The sequence below is a fragment of the Rhodococcus sp. IEGM 27 genome (genome assembly GCF_033142305.1).
GTDB lineage: Bacteria > Actinomycetota > Actinomycetes > Mycobacteriales > Mycobacteriaceae > Rhodococcus_F > Rhodococcus_F oxybenzonivorans.
This window is the reverse complement of the sequence record NZ_JAWLSG010000001.1, coordinates 1,035,493-1,054,410: the sequence shown is the minus strand read 5'-3', so window position 1 is coordinate 1,054,410 and position 18,918 is coordinate 1,035,493. Positions and strand designations below refer to the sequence as shown.

Annotated in this window: 3 protein-coding genes; 2 read left to right on the top strand and 1 reads right to left on the bottom strand. The window is 67.1% G+C overall.

Translation table 11 applies throughout. The features are described 5' to 3' along the window. Positions 1-67: 67 nt before the first annotated feature. Positions 68-1,003, bottom strand: a complete 936-nt coding sequence (locus R4P95_RS04955; protein ID WP_317743745.1) for a methionyl-tRNA formyltransferase — start codon at positions 1,001-1,003, stop codon at positions 68-70. A 110-nt stretch (positions 1,004-1,113) separates the two neighbouring features. Between R4P95_RS04955 and R4P95_RS04950 the strand changes: the two genes are divergently transcribed. Beyond that, positions 1,114-1,917 carry an alpha/beta fold hydrolase gene (locus R4P95_RS04950; protein ID WP_109326929.1) on the top strand — a complete coding sequence of 268 codons (804 nt, stop codon included), beginning with the start codon at positions 1,114-1,116 and terminating at the stop codon, positions 1,915-1,917. 157 nt (positions 1,918-2,074) lie between these two features. Beyond that, entirely contained in the window at positions 2,075-18,820 is a 16,746-nt protein-coding gene (locus R4P95_RS04945) for a non-ribosomal peptide synthetase (protein WP_317743948.1), read from the top strand. The last annotated feature ends 98 nt before the right edge of the window (positions 18,821-18,918 follow it).

Genomic DNA, 18,918 nt, shown 5'->3' with positions numbered 1-18,918 from the left:
GTACCTTTCGGCGCTCCTGAGGCGGTGAATGGCACTTTCGCCCTTGGATGGTGTCCGCGCGAGACGTTCAGCCTAGGTAGCCGCCGCCGTGGGGGAAGAATTCGGTGCCGGCCAGTTCGGTGCCGTCGTCGAGTCGGACGCGCCGGATCTTGAGTCCCTTGTTCCTGCCGGTGCGGGCGTCGGGTCCAGCGACGATGACCATGCCGTCGCCTTCGTGGATGAAGACACGCCCGGGGGTTCCGCCGTAGTTGCCCTCGGACACTGCGGCCTCGAGGATTCTGATGCGCTGGCCCTTGTAATGGGTGAAGGCGTTGGGATACGGGTCGGATTGCGCGCGAATCAGCCGCTCGATGGCGTCGGCCGGCCAGGTCCAGTCGATGCGACTGTCCTCGGGCGCCCGCTTGTGGAAGAAGGTGGCCTGCGAGCGGTCCTGCGGTGTCCAGTCGGTGCGGCCGGACGCGATGAGGTCGAGGGCGTCGAGGGTGATCGGTCCGATCATCTCGACGGTGCGGTGGAACAGGTCGGTGACGGTGTCCGTGGGTCCGACCGGGGTGGACCGCTGCAGGACGATGTCGCCTGCGTCGAGTTCTTCGTCCATGAGGTGCGCGGTGAGCCCAACTTCGTCTTCACCGTTGATGAGCGCCCAGATGAGCGGTGAGAATCCCGTGTACTTGGGCAGGAGGGAGTCGTGGATGTTGAGGGTGCCGTAGCGGGGCGAGTCGAATACGTCCCGCGGCAGCCACGTGCGCCAGTTGTTGGCGACGATGATGTCGGGGTCCGCTTGTTTCAGGGCCGCTTTGAAATCTTCGTCGGGCTTGTTCGCGATATGAACAGGGACGCCGTGCTCGGTGGCCAGATCTGCGACGGAGTCGGCCCACATCTGTTCGTAGACGTGCTCGCTCTTGGGATGCGTGATCGCAAGGACGACCTCGTGCTCCGACTCGAGCAGGGCCTTCAGGGTACGGTGACCCCAGGTTTGATATCCGAGTGTGGCGACTCTCAACGCGGTCCTCCTGGACGAGCTTGACGATCAGCGCCGCACAGAAGCGGCAGCAATGCGAGCTTAGGCTATCCAACCCAATTTGGGAGAGCGCCCTTGGAAGGAAGGCAGACATGACGATCGCCACGATCAACGGAATATCCTTGAACTACCAGGTCAAAGGGTCCGGCGATCTCGTGGTACTCATCATGGGCACCGGCAGTCCGGGACGTGTGTGGGATCTTCACCAGACCCCCGCGCTCGTCGACGCCGGCTATCGGGTCTGCACTTTCGACAACCGCGGCATCGCTCCTTCCGCCGAGAGTGTGGAGGGCATCACGATGGATGACCTCGTTGCGGACACCGCGGCACTGATCGAACACCTCGGCGGCGGGCCCGCACGAGTTGTCGGCACCTCGATGGGTGCCCGGGTCGCTCAGGAACTCGCGTTGTCGCGCCCGGACCTCGTCTACAAGGCCGCCTTCCTCGCCGGTCATGCCCGCATGGACTACTTCCAGCAGACACTCACCGAGGGCGAGCGCGCGCTGCACGACAGCGGCGTCGAGCTTCCGGCCAAATACCGGGCGGCGGTCACCGCGGTGATGAATCTGTCTCCGGCCTCGCTCGTCGACCCGCACACCGCCAGGGATTGGCTCGATCTCTTCGAGTTCAGTGGCGGCAGGACGTCCGCCGGTGTGCGCGCTCAGATGGAGATGGACCGCACGTTCGACCGCCGGCAGGCGTACCGGGCGATTACCACACCGTGTCTGTCGGTCGGGTTTGCCGACGATCGGATGATCCCGCCGTATCTCTCTCGTGAGGTCGCCGAGTCCATCCCGTCGGCTCGCTACTACGAGATCCCAGATGTCGGGCACTACGGCTACCTCGAGCAGCCCGAGGTCATCAACAAGGTTCTGCTGGAGTTCCTCGCGGACTGAGCGTTCCGGTCGACGTAGGGTTGAGCCGCCGGCGTTACAGTGATATTTGGCACCTGTGAAGAAACTGGGAATCGGTTGTTGCTGGTGGGTAGCCTAACCTAAACTCCGTCGGGTGCTGGTCGTGCGACGAGCACTCTCGACGGACGATCGGATCACCATGTCACCGGACCACTCGGCGGCTGCCCAGGCTCAGTTCCTCTCTGCAGAGAGCGCGCATACGTCTGCTTCTATGCCGACCGCGCTGCCCCTCACTGCCGCGCAGTCCGAGGTCTGGGTGGGGCAGGAGCTGCACCCGGGCAGCCCGGTGTACAACCTGTCGCTGGTCGTCGAGGTCGCTGGTCCGATTGATCTGAACCGCACGATCGCCGCTGTCCGGAAGACGGTCGAACGTGCCGAGGCGCTGCACGTGCGTTTCGAGCGGGGAGACGACGACGAGCTCCTGCAGGTGCCCACATCCCCCGACGATTGGTCCCTGAGCGTCGTCGACCTGCGCGCCGACGAGGATCCGGAGTCCAGTGCGCGTGCCTGGATGGACCGTGACATGCAGACCGTGGTCTCTGTAGGGAGCAAGGAGCCCTTGTTCCACCACGCCCTGCTGCGCACCGGGGACGAATCGTTGATCTGGTACCAGCGATATCACCACAGCATCATCGACGGCTATGGCATCACACGGCTGGTAGCGGACGTCGTCGAGCGCTACGACGACCCCGATCTCGAGACCGCCGCCGGCCCCTGGCCCCTCGACTCGCTGCTTGCCGCCGATCGCGAATACCGCGGGTCTGCGCAATTCGCAGCCGATCGCGAATTCTGGCTGCAGCAGGTGATCGACGCACCGGAACCCCCGCGGTTGCTCCCTCTTGTCGAGGACCGGTCGGAAGCACCGATTTCGGCAGTAGTCGAGATCGACGGGGAGGACGCCGACGCCCTCTACGCCTTTGCCGCCGACGCCGGAATCCGCCGCACGCGGCTCCCTCTCGCGATCCTGGTGGCGTACATCCACCGGATCACCGGCAGGCGCGACCTCACGTTGTCGCTGCCGATGGCGGCGCGGATTGGGCGCGACATGCGCCGGGTGCCCGGGATGGCCTCCACCATCCTGCCGTTGCGGATTCAGGTCGATTCCGGCATGACTGTGGGCGCGCTGGCCCGGCGAATCGACACGACACTCGTCTCGGTGCTGCGGCACGGCCGTTACCGCGGTGAAGATCTCGCCCGGGACCTGCGATCGATCGACCCGGACCGGCAGATTTTCGGACCAGGTATCAATTCGATGATGTTCGAGCATTCGCTCACGTTCGGCGGGTTCCCGGCGTGGGTGCGGAGTTCGGCCACTGGACCGGTATCGGACCTCGACTTCTCCATTCGCGGAGGACAGGATTCGGAAGCCATCGAAATCGATCTACGCGCGCCCTACGGCCTGGACGCCGAACTCGAGGAACACCGTCGCCGGCTCGAACACTTCGTCGGCCAGTTCGTCGCCGACCCTTCCGCGACCATCTCCACTCTCGACCCGTTGACCGAGGCCGAACGTCACCAACTGCTGACGGAATTCAACGACTCTGGGCGCGCACAGGAGTCGGCGACGATCCCCGAACTGTTCCAGGAGCAAGTGCGACGCAGCCCGGATGCGGAGGCGCTGGTCGCCGGCGAGATCCGCCTCACCTATCGCGAGCTCGGTGAACGGGTGGCTCAGCTCGCCCAGCACCTGCGGCTTCGTGGCGTGGGATCCGAAGACGTTGTGGCCGTGGGGTTACCGCGCTCGGCCGAGATGGTGGTCGGGCTCCTGGCCGTGGTGTGCGCGGGCGGCGCCTTCGTTCCCCTCGACCCGTCGTGGCCGCAGGATCGTCGCGTTGCCGTACTCGAGGACGCGGGGGCGGGCCTCGTCCTCACCGGACCCGGCGGGGTGGCGGACGCCGGTGGCAGCGCCGTCCCGGTCGACCTGGCGGACTGGGCGTACGCGGGCTACTCCACCGACCTGCCAGCTCTCACCGTGCAAGGTGCCCGACTGGCGTACGTCATCTTCACCTCGGGATCGACGGGCCGGCCCAAAGGTGCGATGATTCGCCACGACGCGGTGTGCGCCCGCTTGCTGTGGCAGCGTGACGAAATTCTGCATTTCGGAACCGGGGACGCGTCGTTGTTCAAGGCCCCCTTGTCTTTCGACATCTCGGTCAACGAAATTCTGCTGCCACTGGTGTCGGGTGGGCGGCTGGTGGTGGCCGAACACGGCGGGGAGCGCGACCCTCAGTACCTGCTCGACCTCATCGCGCAGGAGTCGGTGACGTTCGTCTACCTCGTCTCCTCGATGCTCGATGTACTTCTCGACCTGTCGCGGGGCACGGATCGGATGTCGGTACTGAAGCATGTGTGGTGTGGCGGTGAGGTTCTCACACCGGAACTGTTCGAACGTTTCCGCGCTCAGTTGTCGACGACGCTGTATCACGGTTACGGTCCGGCGGAAGCGACCATCGGTGTGTCTCACGTCGTGTACCGGGAAGACGCCGCACGGATCGCGACGTCGATCGGCCGCCCCAACCCCGGCACCCAACTCTATGTTCTGGACGGCCACCTGAACCCGGTACCGCTCGGTGCGAGTGGTGAGCTCTACGCGGGCGGATTCCTGCTCGGACGCGGGTATGTCGGAGCGTCGGCGCTGACGGCGGCACGCTTCGTTGCCAATCCCTTTGCCGCCGACGGTTCACGCCTCTACCGCACCGGTGACCTGGCCCGGTGGACCCCCGACGGTTCGCTCGACTTTCTCGGCCGCGCCGATAATCAGGTGAAGATCCGGGGGATGCGCCTCGAACTCGAGGATGTGGAGGCGGGACTCGCCGCGCATCCCGCCGTGCGGCACAGCGCCGTGGTGGTGCGGGAGACGCCGACCGGCGCCAAGTATCTCGCCGCCTACCTCGTGCCCGACTCCGGTTCGGCACTGGACGATTCCGAACTGCGGACGTGGGCGTCGTCGAGACTGCCCGAGTACATGGTGCCGTCGGCTTTCGTGATTCTCGACCGGTTTCCGCTCACGGCCAACGGCAAACTGGATCGGCGGGCCCTGCCGGAACCCGATTTCGGCGCGGCGGGGAACAAGGTCGCCCCGCGTACCGCCGTCGAGGAGTCGTTGTGCGCGTTGATGGCCGGAGTCCTCGGGGTGGAGTCGGTCGGGGTCACCGATGACTTCTTCGCCCTCGGCGGCGACAGTATCGTCGCCATCTCGTTGGTGAACCATGCCCGCAGGGAAGGGTTGTCGATCAGTCCGCGCGAGGTGTTCCAACTCCGCACCGCCGAAGCGCTCGCCCGGGCCGAGGCCGGACGCGAGGTGGCAGCGGTCGACACGGACGACATCGCGTTCGGCGCTGTCGCCGGCACTCCCATCCTCGCCCGCATCAGCGAGGCGGGAGACGAGATCACCCGGTTCCATCAGTCGGTGCTGGTGCAGACCCCGCTCGAATTCGACGAACAGTGTGCGCGCGAAGCGCTCTCGGCCGTCGTCGAGCGGCACGATGCCCTGCGAGCACGGTTGGTTCGCGGGAAGCGGTGGACACTGTCGGTGCCGCATTGGGATCCCTCCTCTGCACCCGACGTGCTGCGCGTCGTCGAGGTCGAGGGCAGGATGGATCAGCTCCTTTCCGAGCGGCTCGACGGCGAAACCGAGGCAGCTCTCGACCGGCTCGATCCTGACGCCGGCGTGATGTTGCAGGCCGTCCTCTTCCGGGCGGCCTCCGGTCCGGGCAGGCTGCTTCTGATCGGGCACCACCTGGTAGTCGACGGCGTCTCCTGGCGCATCATTCTCGAAGACCTGGCGCAGGCGGGAACTGCTCTCATCTCCGGTGCCGAGCCCGCCCTTGCGCCCGTCGGCACGTCGTTACGCCGGTGGTCTGCGCTGCTCGAAGAACGCGCACACACAGGATCTTTCGATGCCGAGCTACCGTTCTGGAAGGCAGTGACGTCGACTCCCGAACAGATGCTCGGATCCCGTCCACTCGACCCCGCGGTCGATCTGGCCGGTCAGGCCGAAACTCTCACGGTCGCACTTTCGCCCGAGTTCACCCGCCCGCTGCTTTCGGCCGTACCCGCGGCGTTCTCCGGATCGGTCAACGACGTGCTGCTCACCGCGTTCGCCGTGGCCGCTTCGAGGTGGCGGGCCGGTCGTCGAGCGGAGGCCGTGCCCGGTCCGGTCCTGCTCGATCTCGAAGGGCACGGACGCGAAGAAGACCTGGTGCGCACGCCCGGTGGACCGGCGGTCGATCTGTCTCGGACCGTCGGCTGGTTCACCACGGTGTATCCCGTGGCGATCGACCCCGGTGGGGCAGACGGCGACGAGGCGCTGGCGTCGGCGCTGAAGGCCGTCAAGGAGCAGCTGCGCAGCATCCCGGGAGCCGGTTTCGGTTACGGGGCACTGCGTTACCTCGGTGACTCGGTGCCGGAACTCGGGCACGCGCCGACCCCTCAGGTGCTCTTCAACTACCTCGGCCGAGTCGCGGCCGGGGGAGAGGTCGACTGGTTGCCTCAGGCGATGGGCGGCGCCGACGACCCACGCATGCCGCTCGGGCACGTCCTGACTTTGAACGTGATTGCCGAAGACGGCGGGGACGGGCCGGTGCTGAGCACCTCCTTCACCTGGGCGCCCGGAATTCTCGGGCGGGACGACGTCGAGGCGCTCGCCGAAGAGTGGACCACGGCGTTGTCGGCCGTAGCCGGGATCGAACGCCTGGGCGGGCGCACGCCCTCGGACTTCCCGCTGGTCGGATTGACACAGCACGACGTCGACGCGTTGTCGGGTCCGTCCGATGTGCTCCCGCTGACGCCGTTGCAGGAGGGAATCTACTTCCAGTCGGCGTTCGAGGACACGGATTCGGACCCCTACGTGGTGCAACAGGTCATCGAGCTGAGCGGCCCCGTCGACCCCAGCGCACTACACCGGGCCTTGCAGACCGTGGTCGATCGGCACGCTGCGCTGCGCACCGGAATCTCGTCCGTGTCGGACGGCCGGATCGTGCAGGTGATCCGCGACGGTGTCCGGGTACCGATGGACGTGCTGGACCTCACCGAAGTCGCGGACCCGTCCCACCGGATCGAGGAGGTGCTTGCCGCGGACCGCTCTCGAGGCTTCGTCTTCGACCGGCCGCCGCTGCTGCGCTACACGCTCGCCCGACTGGAGTCGGAGAAGTATCTTCTGCTGCAGTCGATCCACCACGTGATCGCCGACGGGTGGTCGGTGCCGGTGATGCTGCGCGAGATGCTGGCCCTCTACGGCACGTCGGGTACACCGCCGATGTTGCCGGCGCCCACCCCGTACCGCAGCTACCTCGAATGGCTGGCGGGGCGCGACCGGAACGCGTCCCTCGAGGTGTGGCGAGAAGCGCTCAGGGACCTACCGGAGCCGGTGGAGTTGCCCCGCACCGCGTCCCCGAGCGAGTCCGGCATTCGCAGCGTGCAGGTGGCGTTGCCGGCCGCGGACACCGACGCACTCGTGGCCGTCGGCCGGGCCCGCGGACTGACCCTGAGCACGCTCGTGCACGGCACCTGGGGACTTGTCGTTGGCCGACTCACCGGCACGGACGACGTGGTGTTCGGCTCCACGGTGTCCGGGCGCGGCGGCGACCTGCACGGAATCGAATCCATGGTGGGGTTGTTCATCAACACCGTCCCGGCGCGACTACGGTATCGGCCCACCGAAACGGTGGCCGAGGCGCTCACGCGATGGCAGGACGAGCAATCGGCGTTGCTCGACCACCAGCATGTCGGACTGGCCGAACTGCGCCGCGATGCCGGCTTGCACACCATGTTCGAGACACTCGTCGTCTTCGAGAACTATCCGCTGGGTGACGGCGCTGCCACCGACCCGTCCGGCTCCGTACACCTGACGAACGTGCGTTTCGACGAGCACCCGCCGTACCCGATGACGCTGATCGTCGTGCCCGGTGACACGGTGGTCCTCGAGCTGAAATACGATGCCACACGCATCGATTCGGCGACAGCCGACCGTTTCGCCGAATCGATGGTGGCTTATCTTCGCGAGGTCACTCGCGACGCCGACCAAGCAGTGTCGAGTGTGGTTCTGGCTTCACGTCGACCGGTCCACCCGGCCGTGCCCGATGCGCGTCCGGCGTTGCCCGACACGACACTCACCGCTCTTCTCGCGGAGCAGGCAGCCCGAACACCCGACGCGGTGGCCGTCGTGTTCGAGGACGAACAACTTACCTATGCCGAGTTGCATTCCCGGGCCAACCGTCTCGCGCGGCTGCTGATCGAGCGTGGCGTCTACCCGGGGTCCAGGGTGGCCGTGGCGTTGCCACGTTCACTCGACCTGATGGTGTCGCTGCTGGCGATCGGCAAGGCGGGCGGAGCCTATGTGCCGCTCGACACCGGCTACCCCGCAGAGCGATTGGCATACATGCTCGAGGACGCGCACCCGGTGTGCGTGGTCACCGACAGCGGAACCGCCGCTCTCGTCACCGACGCAGGCGTTCCCCAGGTGCGTGTCAGCGAAGCGGACGACTACTCGTCGGCGCCGCTGCCCGAGACGGGCTCGCCGGGCCATCCCGCGTACGTGATCTACACGTCCGGTTCGACCGGTCGGCCCAAGGGCGTCGTCGTGCCGCACGCCGGTATCGTCAACCGACTGCTGTGGATGCAGTCGTTCCGGCCGATCACCCCATCGGACAGGGTGCTTCAAAAGACTCCGGCCAGCTTCGACGTCTCGGTGCCCGAACTCTTCGGCCCTCTCCTCGCGGGCGCTACCGTCGTACTCGCGCGACCGGACGGACACAAGGATCCGGGCTATCTCACGGATGTGATCGTCGAAAAGTCGGTAACCAGAGTGCATTTCGTCCCCACGATGCTCGAGGCGTTCCTCGCCGAGCCTGCCGCGGCCGGGTGCACCGGGCTGAGGATCATCGCCTGCAGCGGTGAGGCGTTGCCCGTGGCGTCGGCACGGCGGGTGGCCGAGGTGCTGCCGGGTGTGGAAGTGGACAACCTGTACGGGCCGACCGAGGCCTCCGTGGAGGTGAGCTACGCGGCGTCGGTGCAGAACATCGACGCTGCAGCGTCGTCGGTGCCGATCGGCTTCCCGACGTCGAACACCGGCTTGTACGTCCTGGATCGGTACCTGCATCCGGTGCCGCCGGGTGCATCGGGAGAGCTGTATCTGTCGGGTCTGCAGCTGGCCGACGGATACCTCGGCAGGGCAGCGCTGAGTGCGGAGCGGTTTGTCGCCGACCCGTTCTCACCCTCCGGTACTCGCATGTACCGCACCGGCGATATCGCACGGATCAATGCTGACGGAGCCGTCGAGTATGTCGGCCGAGTGGACGATCAGGTGAAGCTGCGGGGCTTCCGAATCGAGCTCGGCGAAATCGAGGCGCACCTGTCGGCCTGTCCCGGAGTGCGGCAGGCGGCCGCCGTCGTCCGTTCGGACCGGCCGGGCAGGCAGCAGTTGGTGGGCTACCTCGTGGGTGACATCGACCTCGACGACGTTCGTGCCCGGCTGAGTTCCGCTCTGCCCGAGTACATGGTGCCCGTCCTCTTCGTCATCCTCGACGCCTTCCCGCTCACCCCGAGCGGCAAGCTGGATCGCACCTCTCTTCCCGCGCCCGCCCTCCCGGCTCCGGCCGCGTCGGCACACGCCGGCGGCAACGACACCGCGGAAATGCTCGCCGCCCGTTTCGCCGAGGTCCTCGGGCTCGACGTGGTCGGGGTGGACGACGACTTCTTCATGCTCGGTGGAGACAGCATCCTGGCCATCCGGCTCGTCAATCTCGCACGGCGGGAGGGGTTGACGATCACCCCGCGCCAGATCTTCGAGCAGCGGACACCGGCTGCCCTCGCGAGGCTCGCAGGTGACACGCCGGCCGCCGTGGCCGAGGCCGCAGTGCCTGTCGAGTCGGGGACGGGGGCGCTGTTGCCGCTTCCCGTCGTCCACCGGCTGTCCGAGTGGAGCGGCGAGAAAGACCGCTTCAACCAGGCCGTTCTCCTGCACACACCGGCCGGCACCAGCAGCGACGTGCTCACTTCCGCGCTGCGCTCGGTGATCGCCCATCACGACGGGCTTCGCCAGCACCTGATCCGGCATGCGCCCGGAGTCTGGTCACTCGAGATCACGGAGACGGCGGAGGCGTCGATCCGCCGGGTCGACGCGACCGGACTCGACGACAAGGCACTGCGTCAGCTGGTGGCCGCGGAATCCGACGCCGCCACCGACCGGCTCGACCCCGACAGCGGGATCATGGTGTCGGCCGTCTGGTTCGACGCGGGACCGGACGAGCTCGGCAGGCTTCTGCTCGTCGCCCATCACCTGGTCGTCGACGGGGTGTCCTGGCGAATCCTCGTCGAAGACCTCGCCATGGCCTGGGTGGCCGCCGACAGCGGACAGGCCGCGGCACTCGATCCGGTGCCCACGTCGCTGCGGACGTTCTCGCGCATCGTCACGGAACAGGCGCACGAGCCGACACGTCTCGCCGAACTCGACCACTGGCTCGAGGTCACCGCGCCGGGCGCCGACCTCGTCCCCGGTGTCTCCGGTACCGCGGTGGTGAGCAGTGGCGCTCGTCGCACCGTGCGACTGGACTCCGCGCTGACGAACGCGCTGCTGACCACCGTTCCCGCAGCGGTCGGCGCTGACGTCACGGACGTGCTGGTCGCCGCACTGCGGCTGGCCGTCGACCGGTGGCGCGCAGCGAGCGAACGCAACCAGGACCTCGTGGTGGACCTCGAACGGCACGGCCGCGAGGAACTGGTTCCGGGACTCGACCTCTCGCGCACGGTCGGCTGGCTGACAAACGTCGCCCCGGTGCGGTTGCCTAGCGCCGGCGGCCCACTCGACACCCTGAAGGCCGTCAAGGAACAGCTGCGTGCGGCGCCCGACGGCGGCATCGGATACGGCATGTTGCGGTACCTCAACGCGCGGACCGCTCGACTCCTCGGGTCGCGGTCCGAGTCCCAGGTGTTGTTCAACTACCTGGGCCGGATGCCACACGCGGTGTCCGGGCCGTGGAGCCCGGCGGCCGAATCCGATTCCCTCCTCTCGGACCCCGATTCCGATTTCGGCGCGCCCTACCGATTGGTGATCAACGTGCTCTGCGAAGACGGTGAACAGGGTTCGCAGCTGCACGCCGTCTTCGCCTGGTCGGGAGACGACCTGAGCGAGGACGACGCGATCGCGCTCAGCGAGGGTTGGGCGTCGGCTCTCGGCGAGTTGGCGGAGTCGGTATCCGAACATCGTGGGCCGGCGCTACTGACCCCGTCGGATCTGCCGCTGGTTCGCCTGACCCAGGATGAGATCGACCGCATCGCGGCGACCTGCCCTGCAGGCGTGGAGACGGTGCTCCCGTTGTCACCACTTCAGGAAGGGTTGTACTTCCAGGCAGGGTTCGCGGCAGGTTCGGACATCTACACGGCGCAGTTCTCGCTCGATTTCGCGCACCGACTGGACCCCGACCGCCTTGCCGCTGCGCTGCGCACCCTGCAACGACGCAACCCCACGCTCCGGGCGGGATTCGTCAGTGACGGGCTCTCGGCTCCGGTGCAATTCGTCAGCGCCGGGCTCGACGTGCCGATCACCGAATACGATCTTCGGGATCTGGGTGACACCGAACGGGCCGACTACGCCGAGCATTTGGCCTCCCGCGACCGTCTGACGCCGTTCGATCTGACGGCTCCGCCGCTGTGGCGCGTGATGGTTCTCCATCTCGCCGACGATCACGACCGGTTGGTGGTCAACCGGCAGTTCCTGCTGTGGGACGGCTGGTCCAACGGCCTGGTGGTGAGTCAACTTCTCGCCCTCTACGATTCGGCGGGCGACGACTCGAGTTTCGGTTCCCCGGAGGGGACCTTCGAGGACTACCTGACCTGGCTGGCCGCACAGGACCCGGACGCAGCGCAGGCGGCATGGACGGAAGCCCTCCGCGGACTCGAGGAACCCACCCTGGTGGCCGCGGCAGCGGTGGACGACCCACAGCCGCCACAACGTCGGGACGCCGTGCTCGATGCGGACCTCAGTGAGCGCCTTCGTGCCGCCGCCCGCGGTGCCGGTGTCACCTTCAACGCCGTACTCAATGCGGCACTGGCCGTCGTACTCGGGATCGAAACGGGAAGAGCGGACCTGGTGTTCGGCACCACGGTGGCCGGCCGGCCCCCCGAGGTGCCGGGCCTCGACGCCGTCGCCGGCATGTTCCTCAACACGGTCCCGGTCCGCTTGACGTTGCGTCCCGGCGAGACCGTCACCGAGCTGCTGCGCCGGGCGCAGTCCGAGCGGCTGGCGCTGACCCCGTACGACTACCTCGGTCTTGCCTCGATTCAGCGCGTCTCGGACCATCGGCAGCTCTTCGACGTGCTGTATGTGCTGCAGAACTTCGTCGATGAGAAGCAGGTGTCGGCGCTCAACGCCGCCCACGACATCAGCGGCGGCGACAGCATCGACCACACCCACTACCCGCTGACCGTCGTCGTGACGCCGGGCGCCAGCGTGAAGGTGAAGTTCGAATTCCATCCCCATCGCGTGTCGCAGTCGCGGGTGGAAGCCATGCTGGCCCGCTTCGTGGACCTGCTCGCACAGTGGTCCACCGACATGTCCGGGATGGTGGGCAGTATTCCCGGTGGGGCCGCGGTCACCCCGCCGGCGACCAGAGCGTTGCCCGACGCGACCATCGCCGACCTGTTCGCAGACGCCGCCCGGCAGCGCCCGGACCACTCGGCTCTCGTCTTCGGGGACCGCACGGTGACGTATGCGGAACTCGACGCAGACATCAACCGCATGTCGCGGCTCCTGCTCGATCACGGCGCCGGCCCCGAGAAGATTGTCGCGCTGGCAGTTCCGCGGTCGGTGGAGATGGTCGTGGCGTTGTTCGCCGTGCTGCGCACCGGATCCGCCTACTTGCCGCTCGAACTGGACCACCCCGCCGAACGCCTGGTGGGCATGCTCGACGATGCACGCCCGGTCACCCTGGTGACCACCGCCGAGGTCGCGGGCACGCTGGCCGCGGCCCACGTCGACGTCCTCGCGGTCGATACCGCGCTTCTCGACACCGTGTCTTCGGAGCCGCTGTCCGATGACGAACTCGGAAGCTTCGTGCCGGGGACGCCGGGACGGCTGGACCATCCGGCGTACGTCATCTACACGTCGGGATCGACAGGCAAGCCGAAGGGTGTGGTCACCCCGTACCGCGGTCTGACCAACATGCAGTTCAACCACCGCGAGGCAATCTTCGAACCGGTGGTGAGCGCCGCGGGTGGCCGGCGTCTGCGCATCGCCCACACCGTGTCGTTCGCGTTCGACATGTCGTGGGAGGAACTGCTGTGGCTCGTCGAAGGCCACGAGGTCCACATCTGCGACGAGAACCTCCGCCGCGACGCCGAAGCCCTGGTGTCCTACTGCGACACCCATCGGATCGACGTCGTCAACGTCACGCCCACGTACGCGCAACACCTGATCGAGGAGGGATTGCTCGACGACGGTGACGGACACCATCGGCCACCTCTCGTGCTGCTCGGCGGTGAGGCCGTGTCGGATTCGGTATGGAACCGTCTGCGGGACACCGAGGGAACGTGCGGTTACAACCTGTACGGCCCCACCGAGTACACGATCAACACCCTCGGGGCAGGCACCGGCGACAGCGTCACTCCGACGGTCGGAACTCCCATCTGGAACACCTCGGCGTATGTACTGGACGCCTGGCTGCGTCCGGTCCCGGACGGTGTTCCCGGTGAGCTGTACATCTCCGGTGTCGGGCTGGCGCGCGGCTACCTCGACCGGTTCGCGTTGACGGCGGAGCGGTTCGTCGCCGATCCGTTCGGCACATCCGTACGTATGTATCGGACGGGCGATCTGGTCCGCCGCCGTGAGGACGGGAATCTCGACTTCCTCGGCCGCACGGACGATCAGGTGAAGATCCGCGGCCACCGGGTGGAACTCGGCGAAATCGCGTCGGCGCTCGAAGCGTTGGACGACGTGCGCCAGGCCGCAGTGGTCGTCGATACCGGCCCGGGTGGTTTCAAGCGGCTCGTGGGCTACACCGTCCCCGTGAGTACTTATCAACCGCGGGATGTTAACAAGTACTCACGGGCGCTGCGCGCAACCCTGCCGGACTACATGATCCCGGCCGCGGTCATCGAGGTCGAGTCGTTGCCGATGACCGTCAACGGCAAACTCGACGTCAAGGCACTCCCGTCTGCGGAGGAGGTGCTCGGCGTCGACGCCGGTGCACGCACCGAGCCGCGGGACACCACCGAACGGGTGCTGTCCGACCTGTTCGGTGACATCCTCGGCGTTCCGACCCCGGGTGTCGACGACAACTTCTTCGACCTCGGCGGGCACTCGCTGCTGGCCACCCGTCTGATCAGCCGGGCCCGGGCCGCCCTCGACACGGACCTCGTCATGCGCGACCTGTTCGAGGCGCCCACCGTCGCCGAACTGGCCGACCGCATCCGGGGTAACACGGGGTCGACGCGTTCCGTGCTGACCGCGAGACCGCGCCCCCGAAATCTCCCGCTTTCGGCTGCGCAACAACGTTTGTGGCTTCTCCAGCAGATGGACCCGGGTTCGGCGGCCTACAACTTCCCGATCGTGCTGCGACTGCGGGACGGGCTCGATCCCGGGTTGCTGGCACAGGCGCTGGCCGACGTCGTGGCGAGGCACGAATCGCTCCGCACCGTGTTCGGGGAGCACGACGGCGAACCGGTGCAGGTGATCCTCGGCGATGTGCGACCCGACGTCTGCGTGGTGGACGGCACGGATGCCGAACTCTTCCGACTGGTCGGTGACACGGTCGGGCGCGCGTTCGATCTCGCGACGGAGATCCCGATCCGAGCGGCCCTGATCCGGATCGGTGACGAGCAGGTGCTGGCGATCGTGTTGCACCACATCGCCACCGACGAATGGTCGGACCGGCCGTTCCTCCGGGACCTGATGACGGCCTATGCTTCCCGGGCGCAGAATGCGGCACCGGCATGGGAACCGCTCGACGTGCAGTACGCCGATTACACCCTGTGGCAACGGGAGATGCTCGGCGATCCGCAGGACCCGTCGAGCCTGGTGAGCCGTCAACTCGACTACTGGGCGAAGACCCTCGACGGGGCACCCGAAGAACTGGTGCTCCCCGCCGACCGCACCCGCCCGGCGCGACCGAGCTTTTCGGGTGGTGCCATCGAAACGGTGCTGAACGCCGCCACCACGCGCTCGCTCCGTACCTTGGCGCGCGCCACCGGCACGACCATGTTCATGGTGATGCACGCGGCATCCGCGGCGTTGTTGCACCGGCTCGGTGCGGGGGACGACCTGCCGATCGGGGCACCCGTCGCGGGCAGAAGCGAGCAGGGTCTCGACGACTTGATCGGGTTCTTCGTCAACACCGTCGTGTTGCGGACGGACGTGTCCGGCAATCCGACGTTCGACGAGTTGCTGGGTCGGGTCCGCGGCATCGACCTGGCGGCGTTCGCGCACTCGGACGTGCCATTCGAAGCGGTGGTGGAGAAGATCAATCCCGGCCGCACCCTGGCCCGGAATCCGCTGTTCCAGGTGATGGTCGGCTACCACGGCCGGACGGCGGATGCTGCTCTCGCACCCGGTCTTTCGGTGACTCCGGTGGAGTTCGAGGAGCGCACCGCCAAGTTCGACCTGGTGTTCAACTTCACCGAGTACCTCGACGAGGACCGGGTGGAACTGCGTCTCGAGTACGGCAGCGACCTGTTCGACCGCGACACCGCGGCGAAGATCGCACGTCGACTGATCTCCGTGTTCGACACGGTCGCAGTGCAGTCGGACGTTCCGGTCGGTGATCTCGACGTATTCCTCGACGACGAACGAGAACTGGTGGTGCGTGGGTTCAACGACACCGCGCTGCCCGTGGCGGAGGAAACGTTCTACGAGGCGTTCGCACGCCACGTGGATGCCGCTCCGCACGCCGTCGCTGTGGTCGACGAGCACGGTCAGGCGTCCTATGCGGAATTGAGTGCACGCGCCGACCGCATTGCGGCACTGCTGCATCGTCGCGGGGTGTCGGTCGAGAGCGTTGTCGGACTGGCTGTTCCGCGGTCGGCGGACATGGTGGCCGTGGTTCTCGCCGCACTGAAGCTGGGTGCCGCCTATCTGCCGCTGGACCTGAACCATCCGTCCGACCGCATCTCGTACATGCTCGCCGACTCCGGCGCGCAGGTACTCGTGACGACCGTGTCGGAGAGCCCGCGCATCGCGGAGGTCGACGGGCTGAGCCGCGTCCTCCTCGACGACGCATCGATTCTCGCCGAACTCGACACCGCGCACGGCGAAGATCTGCCGTGTCCGCCGCGAGGTGTGGACCACGCCGCGTACGTCATCTACACGTCGGGTTCCACCGGAAAACCGAAGGGCGCGATCCTCACCCACGACGGCATCCCCAGCCTGGTGGCCACGGCGCAGGAGCGGATGCGACTGGTGCCCGGTTCGGTGGTCATGCAGTTCGCATCGATCGGCTTCGACGTGGCGGTCTTCGAGCTGTCGATGGCCCTGTGCACGGGTTCACGTCTGGTCATCGTCCCGGACGACGCCAGGGTGGCAGGACCCGAACTCACCGACTTCATGGCCGAGCACGCGGTGACGCACGCGATCATCCCGCCGTCCCTGCTGGCGGCGCTTCCCGCAGGGTGCGTCGTCCCCGAGGGATGCACGGTGCTGGTGGGCACGGAAACGGTGCCGCCCGAGCTGATCGGCCGATGGGCGGAGAGGCTCAATCTCCTCGCCGCGTACGGGCTCACGGAGGCCACCGTCAACAACACTCTGTGGCAGGCCGAACCGGGCTGGACCTCGGCCGTGCCGATCGGCATCCCCGACCCCAATGAGCAGGCGTACGTGCTCGACGACCGCCTGCAGCCGGTCCCGCCCGGGGTGGCGGGGGAGTTGTACATCGCCGGGCGTGGGCTCGCACGTGGGTATCTGGGCCGGCCCGACCTCACCGCGGCACGCTTCGTGGTTTCGCCTTTCGGGGCCGCGGGTTCGCGGATGTACAGGACGGGTGACCGGGCGCGTTGGCGGGCAGACGGCAACATCGAGTTCCTCGGGCGTGTCGACGATCAGGTGAAGATTCGTGGATTCCGCATCGAACTCGGCGAGATCATCGCAGCGCTCGGGAGTCATCCGGGTGTCAAGCAGGCTGCTGTGGTGGCAGACAGAGAGGGCGACATCGTCCGGCTCGTCGGCTATGTGACCCCGTCGGAGGATTCCCTGTCCGACGCCGTGGACCCACGGGCCGTGCGCGAGCATGTGGCCACACGACTACCCGACTACATGGTGCCCACCCTGGTCGTGGTGCTCGACGGCGATCTGCCGTTGACGCCGAACGGAAAGCTCGACCGCAAGGCGCTTCCTCGGCCGGACTGGTCCGCGTTGACGGGGGACGGTACCCCCCAGACGCCGGAGCAGAAGGAGATCGCCGGGGCGTTCGCGGAGATACTGCACCTGCCGTCGGTGGGAATTCACGACAACTTCTTCGACCTGGGTGGAAACTCGATGGCGTCGATGCGGTTGGTGGGCAGGATTCGTCAGCGATTCGGTGTCGACATCGGCATTCGCGACATCTTCGACCGGTCCACGGTGGCCGAACTCTCGGCGATCGTGATCGCCGCAGGCGGAAGCGGGAGGCCGGTGCTCGCACCGGCGTACCCACGCCCGGACGTGGTGCCGTTGTCCGGTCCGCAACGCCGGTTCTGGAACCAGTTCCGCGCGGCCGGAAGCGACGCGACGGCCAGTCATGCACTGTCCCTGCAACTCGGCGGGACGGTCGATCCGGTGATCCTGGCGCAGGCGTTGGGCGATGTCGCGTCCCGTCACGAACCGTTGCGCACCGTGTATGTCGAGATCGACGGCACCGTGATTGCGCAGGAAGCGGTTCCGCCGACGCTCGACGTGGTCGACGTCGGCGAAGGTGACGTGCACCGCACGGTCTTCGCGCTGGCCCAGAAGCCGATGAACCTCACCGAGGAGCCGCCGCTCCGTGCCTATCTCGTCGGCGGCGCGGACGGAACCCAGGCCCTGCTTCTCGCAATGCACTACATCGCGGTGGACGAGTGGTCGGTGGTGCCGTTGCTCGGGGATCTGCTGGGGGCGTACGCCTCGCGTTCGGACGGCAATGCCCCGGAGTGGGAACCGCTGCCGGTGAGTTACCCCGACTACGTCGTGTGGTCGCGGTCGCTTCTGGGCGACCCGGCGGACCCGGGCAGTCGGCACGCCCGACAGCTCGCGTACTGGCGGGAGCGGCTGGCCGGACTACCGGCGCAGTTGGAGTTGCCTTGCCCGGTTTCGCAGTCCGCGCCGCAGGCGGAGATCGTGCCCGTGGAGATCGACGCGGATCTGCACGCCGCGATCGATGCGCTGGCGAGCCGTACCGGAACCAGCCTCTTCATGGTGTTGCAGGCGGCGCTCGCGACCGTCCTGACGCGGCACGGTGCCGGTACGGACATTCCCATGGGTTCTCTGGTAGCGGGACGCCCGGAGGAGGCACTGGACCACCTGATCGGCTGCTTCTTCAACATCGTTGTGCTGCGGACGGACACGAGTGGAGAACCGGATTTCACGGAGCTGTTGCGGCGTATCCGTGCGAACAACCTCGATGCCCTGGACAATCAGGACATCGCCTTCGCCGAGGTCGTCGACGCCCTCGGCGAAGGCGACGCGAGGGTGATGCGTCCGCAGATCATGCTGGTGCATCACGAGCAGGCACGCCTGTCGCATCTCGGTGCGCTGGACGGGTTGATGCCGGTGCCGGTCGGAGTGCCGGATGCAGACCTGACTCTGAGCTTCTACGAGCCTGTCGGAGAGGGGGCGGTGCACGCCTACTTCTCCTTCTCCTCGGCAGTGCTGGAGTTCGACACCGTGGCGAGGTGGGCCGCGGAGTTGACGGCGCTCGTGGCGAACTGGAGCGGGGAGGTGGCATGACTTCACGTGATCCGGATCGCAGAGTCGGTGCCGAGATGGCTGTCCCAGAGGGGCTTTCTTCTTGGTACTGTGCTCGAAATAAGGATAGGCTTCACTAC